The 4,989-nt window shown below is 41.4% G+C and carries 5 protein-coding genes and 1 pseudogene; all 6 read left to right on the top strand.

Going from position 1 to position 4,989, the window contains the following annotated elements; translation table 11 throughout:
- Positions 1-105 precede the first annotated feature (105 nt).
- The 6 genes and pseudogenes from CDZ87_RS16370 (at position 106) to CDZ87_RS16320 (ending at position 4,488) form a co-directional block, all read left to right on the top strand.
- Positions 106-849 (top strand): hypothetical protein, encoded by a 744-nt coding sequence (locus CDZ87_RS16370; RefSeq protein ID WP_100754479.1) that lies wholly within the window; start codon positions 106-108, stop codon positions 847-849.
- 723 nt (positions 850-1,572) lie between these two features.
- Positions 1,573-1,926, top strand: a complete 354-nt coding sequence (locus CDZ87_RS16350) for a glyoxalase/bleomycin resistance/dioxygenase family protein (protein WP_100754476.1) — start codon at positions 1,573-1,575, stop codon at positions 1,924-1,926.
- Positions 1,927-2,091: 165 nt separating this feature from the next.
- Entirely contained in the window at positions 2,092-2,583 is a 492-nt protein-coding gene (locus tag CDZ87_RS16340) for a GNAT family N-acetyltransferase (RefSeq protein WP_100754480.1), read from the top strand.
- Between the two features lie 662 nt (positions 2,584-3,245).
- Positions 3,246-3,542: pseudogene (locus CDZ87_RS17610) on the top strand (lecithin retinol acyltransferase family protein); the annotation flags it as partial.
- A gap of 138 nt (positions 3,543-3,680) precedes the next feature.
- Positions 3,681-4,088: a hypothetical protein gene (locus CDZ87_RS17400; RefSeq protein ID WP_245834752.1), complete on the top strand. Its 408-nt coding sequence runs from the start codon at positions 3,681-3,683 to the stop codon at positions 4,086-4,088.
- 4 nt (positions 4,089-4,092) lie between these two features.
- Positions 4,093-4,488 (top strand): hypothetical protein, encoded by a 396-nt coding sequence (locus tag CDZ87_RS16320; RefSeq protein WP_100754474.1) that lies wholly within the window; start codon positions 4,093-4,095, stop codon positions 4,486-4,488.
- Positions 4,489-4,989: the final 501 nt, after the last annotated feature.

Genomic DNA, 4,989 nt, shown 5'->3' with positions numbered 1-4,989 from the left:
GGCACAATGGTTTAGGTTAGGTGGCAATGTTGCTCACTACTTAACGCGGCGTTATGTGATTAATCGTTTTTTACGAGTTAGTAGAATAATATATAAGGATATTTGATGTCATATTTACCAACACTAAATGAGTTTACCAATGAAAATGATGGTAATGACGAATATAAATCAATTATAGATGATGTTTGCGAGTTTCCTGAGGGAGCGGAGCGCTTTAGCTTGCGGCTACAAGCAATTCAGCGAATTGATGACATTGTTATGTTTCATCGTTTTGTTATGGTTACACATGAAAATAATCAACAAACCATAGAGCCAGGGTTTAAAAAGTTTAACGAGCATTATCAGGGAATGTTCGATAATGTTAGACATGATAACCTCGATGAAGTGGCAACTACTCGAATGGTTTTCAATGCGTTCGATATATACAAACAACAAAGCCAAATCAAATGTATTGCAAATGAAAGTATGGTTATTAACCTATGGGCTACTATAGAGCAGTATGCAAACCGTATTCTAAAGATTCTATTGGGAAATCAAACATCGAGTTCTCATGTATGGAATAAGTTAGTCGAAAAATTTAAAGAAAAAAACATTGATATTACGGCGCTATCTTCGTATGAAGTGATTAATGAAATTAGAGTTCTTAATAATAAAATAAAACATTCTTATGTTGTTGATAATAACCTTGCCAATTTCCAGTTTTTCAATGAATACAATGGGAAATCTATAAGTGAAGTACCTTTAAGAGTTAACGACTATACAATAGCAACTTATCATTTTATTATTCAACTTATTAACATAATAGGCCCGTCCGAGCGTTACCCTGATGGAGAAGAAAGTGAAAACTAAACGCTTGCCTTCGGTGTAAAATATCACTTACATAACAAACTGTTTAAGAGTGATTCGCAACGCATGGCATTTTTACTATGCGTTAGGTTTTGTGGTTAAGGTGGTATGCGCGAGCATCGGTATTGCGTTGCTCACACCTTAACAGGGCGTTAGCTGAGGTTAAGAAAAACCATAAAATTAAGCGCTTATTTTTCTTAGTCAGAGGCTCTAGCTTTACACCTGAAAGTCAGCACTTTTCCGCGTATCTCGCCAGTGGCACTGTTCGTGAAGTGCTTGAGCTAACCGAAGTCTGTTTACGGGAAGTGGTGTGTTTGTTTATTTCTTTGGCGTGGCTTCTTTGGTTTTGAAGCTCTTTCACGCTTAAGTTGATTTCGAGCACTTGGTTGTTGGCTTCTTCGACATAATTCTTTGTAAATTGAAGCCTTAGAAGCTCGTCAGTTCTCCTGCTATTTCTTCTTTGCCAAGTGCGTTTCGTGGGTTAGGTTTTAGTTTCTCAGTTGTCCGTTTTACTTTGTTGCTTGAAAACAATAATGTGTTTCAAATTAAGCCGTTGGGTAGTCAATCTCCGGCTAAAGTGCAGCAGCTAACAAACGGCTCAAGAGGGATTGCCAACGCGTGGCGGCTTTAGTGCAAAATTGAAGTTCAGTGTTTACAGTGTGTTTTTTGAGTTCGGCTATGCGTCGTCAACCCCTTAGCCGGGCGTTATGTGGCAGGAGAGAAAATATGACCCCAGCAGCAGTTCTTATTCATGTCCCTAATGTAGAGCAGGGATTAGATTGGTATCAAAAAGCCTTTCCTGAAGCGACGCCTGTCTACCACTCAGATTTTGATTTTACAGTGTTAGACCTTGATGGCTTTTCTATTGAAATAGTGCAAGCTGATGAAAAGGTGGGCTCTGGTAAAAATGGTACTGTTCTTTACTGGTCGGTAAACGATTTATCCAATTCATTAGCATGCTTTGAGGCTCTTGGTGCAAAGCTATACAGAGGCCCAATGGAAATAGAAAATGGGCTTTCAATGTGTCAAGTAGAAGACCCTTTTGGTAACTTAATTGGCTTACGAGGCAAAGCCACATAACAAACGCTTCAAGAGGGACAGCCAACGCGTGGCATTTTTACTATGCGTTGGTTTTGGTGATTACGGTGTTATGCGGTAAGTTGGTAGTAGCGTTGACTGCCCCTTAAGCGGGCGTTATGTAACAAGGAAGGTTCAGTGGAAAAAATATGTTCAGATCGTTTAGTGATGTCTCCGATATCAGAAGATGATTGGTCTCTATTTCACACACTTCATACCGATCCAGAGGTGATTTCATTTTGCTTTGATGAACCGACTTTGCTGGAAATTCAATCTAAATTTCGTTCTAGGCTTGAACCATGGACACCAAATTCCAGCCATTGGTACTGTTTGGTTGTTTCGGAATTAGAAACTGGTATCAAAGTAGGCATAACGGGTTATTGTATCCAGAATGGAACTGCTGAAGTTGGCTTTATGTTTTTACCTAGTTTCCACGGTCGAGGTTATGGAACTGAATCATTACGAGCTTTAGTCGAATATTCCCGAAAACAGTTTTGCCTAAACAGTTTTTCCGCTGTGGTTACTGAAGGTAATCTGGGTTCGGAAAAAGTGTTAATCAAAAGTGGATTCACATTACATAGTGTTACTCCTGATGCATATGGAATTGGTGGTCAAATGTATGCTGATCACATATACATGATGGAAAATATTGTTACATAACAAACGCTTCAAGAGGGACAGCCAACGCGTGGCATTTTTACCATGCGTTGGTTTGTGTGATTACGATGTTATGCGGCAAGTTGGTAATAGCGTTGGCTGCCCCTTAAGCGGGCGTTATGCAACTCAGGTAAATTTAGGGGTTCAATCTTTTGGGATTTCTCCGGCCATTCGTTTTGTGTTGTCGGCAAATGAGCTTTTTGACCTTAAAATTCGTGGTTCACTCAAGCCGTAAAACAGACAAGGTTTTTTGTTTGCCTCAATCAGTTTTAGCGCTGGTTCGTTGCCAATTCAGCGTGCGTAAAGTGTGGAAAGGGTAAGTTTATCGAGCATTTTGCATTTGCTGAAAGTCTTGCTTGTTGAGTTTGTCTGATTCAAAAGTTTGGTTTGTTGCTGAAAGGTGGACTTTGTTTTGGCGGCTTATTTATCACGGCTCTGGCTTCGGTTGGTTCTTGAATTACTCAACCATTGCAATTGTGGCTTTTGATCGAGTAAAGTCAGTTTATCTTATTGAATTTGCATAACAAACGGTTCAAGAGGGACTGCCAACGCGTGGCGGTTTTAGTTCAAATCGGCATTTGTGATTACGGTTGTTATTTTAGGTTCAGTATTTTGCGTTGTCAGCCCCTTAACCGGGCGTTAGCCATCATAAAAAGGAGAAATTTATGCCTCAAATAGGAGACCACTTGAAAAGCTCTCGTGGTTTGTACTCTCACCATGGGCTCTATGTGGGAAATCAAGTTGTAGTTCATTATTCAGGTCTTGCTGATGGTCTACAGTCCGGACCCATTGAAGAAGTGAGTCTAAAGGAGTTTTGTGCCGGAAATGATTTTGAGGTGGTTCCTCATCCAAATCGCAGGTATTCCAGAACAGAATCTACCAAGCGCGCTCGCAGCAGATTAGGTGAAGATGCATATAGTCTCACGGGAAACAACTGCGAGCACTTTGTAAACTGGTGTTTAGATGGTAACCATGTTAGTAGGCAAGTCGATAGTGGAACAGCTGCAGCTTCTGGTTCTCTGTCAGCCTCAGCAGGCATTGCTAGTAGAGCAGCTGTTGCTTCCGCAGGTTCCGTGGCTGGATTATCCGGTTCTGGAGTTATGAGTGGGCTTGCGACAATAGGTGGTACTGTTGGTGGAGGAGCTGTAGCTGGCTTAGGGGTATTGGGTGGTTCTGGCGGTTTAGCAGCAGCTTCATTGATCAATAGTACTGTTTTAAAAGATGATGAAAGTCTTGACTCTGATGAACGAGAGTCGAGAAGCATCGGTCGAAAAGCAACGTATGCAGGGGCTGCAGCGGGAACAGCAGGTAGTATTGCAGCCGTTAGTGCCGCTGGTTCTGTAGCAGGTTTAAGTGGTGCGGGGATTACTTCTGGTCTTGCTGCGATTGGTGGGAGTGTTGGTGGTGGTATGGCTGCTGGTGTAGCGTTAACTACGGCAGCTCCGGTCGCGGCAGCGGCAGTAGTTGGCTATGGACTTTACAAAGCAGTTAAATGGTTTAAAGGATAAGACAATGTTTATTAACCAACTAGCAAATACAGAAAAGAAAGCTTTAATGTCGTTACTTGTAGATATTTCAAAGGCTGATGGAAATTTATCAGATGCTGAGATTGATTTTTTAAATGCGTATGCAAGCGAAAATGATATAGAACTTAACATTTTGAACACGCCGTCAATTGCAGAAGCATGCGGCGAAATAGGTAGCTATAAGGGGAAAGTTGTCGCTATTCAAGAGATAGTTAAGTTAGCAATAGTCGACGGTCACTATGATGAATCTGAAAGAGCAGGTGCTATAGCCATTTCACAGCTCTTACATTTACCAATATCAAAATTTGAAGAAATTGAAGCTTGGGTATTAGACGGTGAGCACTGGGTTAACCGTGGTATCCAACTTCTTGCTGAAGCCTGATGGCTAACAAACTGTTTAAGAGTGATTCGCAACGCTTGGCATTTTTGTTATGCGTTGCGTTTAGTGTTTAAGGTGGTATGCGGTGGCTTCGGTATTGCGTTGCTCACACCTTAACAGGGCGTTAGTTGCCAGCGGTAAAAATGCAGCTAAATCAGAATATTTAGGGCTAATGTATCGTGCAATTTTGCTCTGTTTTGTGTCTGATAGTTTGCTGAAATTGTGTTCGATATTTAATGCTGTGGTTTTGCTCTGCCGTTTCAGACGCGAATTTACTCGTTGAAAGTCAGCTTTGTGGCATTGCCTTTCCAAAGGTTTATTGGGTGCTTTTGGCCAGTTTTCTACGTCGTTGTAAGTTCCAAGTGGTTTCAGTGGCAGGCGCTTTAAAACTGCGCCTGAATTGAGTTGTCAAAGCGCTGAAAAACGGCGTTGTCAAAAAAGTGGAAATGAACTGGAAATCAAAGGTTTAGAATGGCAACTAACAAAGCGTTTAAGGCAGATTCG

This window comes from Vibrio salilacus, assembly GCF_002811245.1.
In the GTDB taxonomy this organism is placed as follows: Bacteria; Pseudomonadota; Gammaproteobacteria; order Enterobacterales; family Vibrionaceae; genus Vibrio; species Vibrio salilacus.
Note: the sequence above shows the minus strand (reverse complement) of the source record. Positions and strands in the feature narration are given on the sequence as shown.

Excerpts from the sequence above, each read along its gene's own strand:
- CDZ87_RS16370 (WP_100754479.1), top strand. The coding sequence starts at position 106 with ATGTCATATTTACCAACACTAAATGAGTTTACCAATGAAAATGATGGT.
- CDZ87_RS16350 (WP_100754476.1), top strand. The coding sequence starts at position 1,573 with ATGACCCCAGCAGCAGTTCTTATTCATGTCCCTAATGTAGAGCAGGGA.
- CDZ87_RS16340 (WP_100754480.1), top strand. The coding sequence starts at position 2,092 with ATGTCTCCGATATCAGAAGATGATTGGTCTCTATTTCACACACTTCAT.
- CDZ87_RS17400 (WP_245834752.1), top strand. The coding sequence starts at position 3,681 with ATGAGTGGGCTTGCGACAATAGGTGGTACTGTTGGTGGAGGAGCTGTA.
- CDZ87_RS16320 (WP_100754474.1), top strand. The coding sequence starts at position 4,093 with ATGTTTATTAACCAACTAGCAAATACAGAAAAGAAAGCTTTAATGTCG.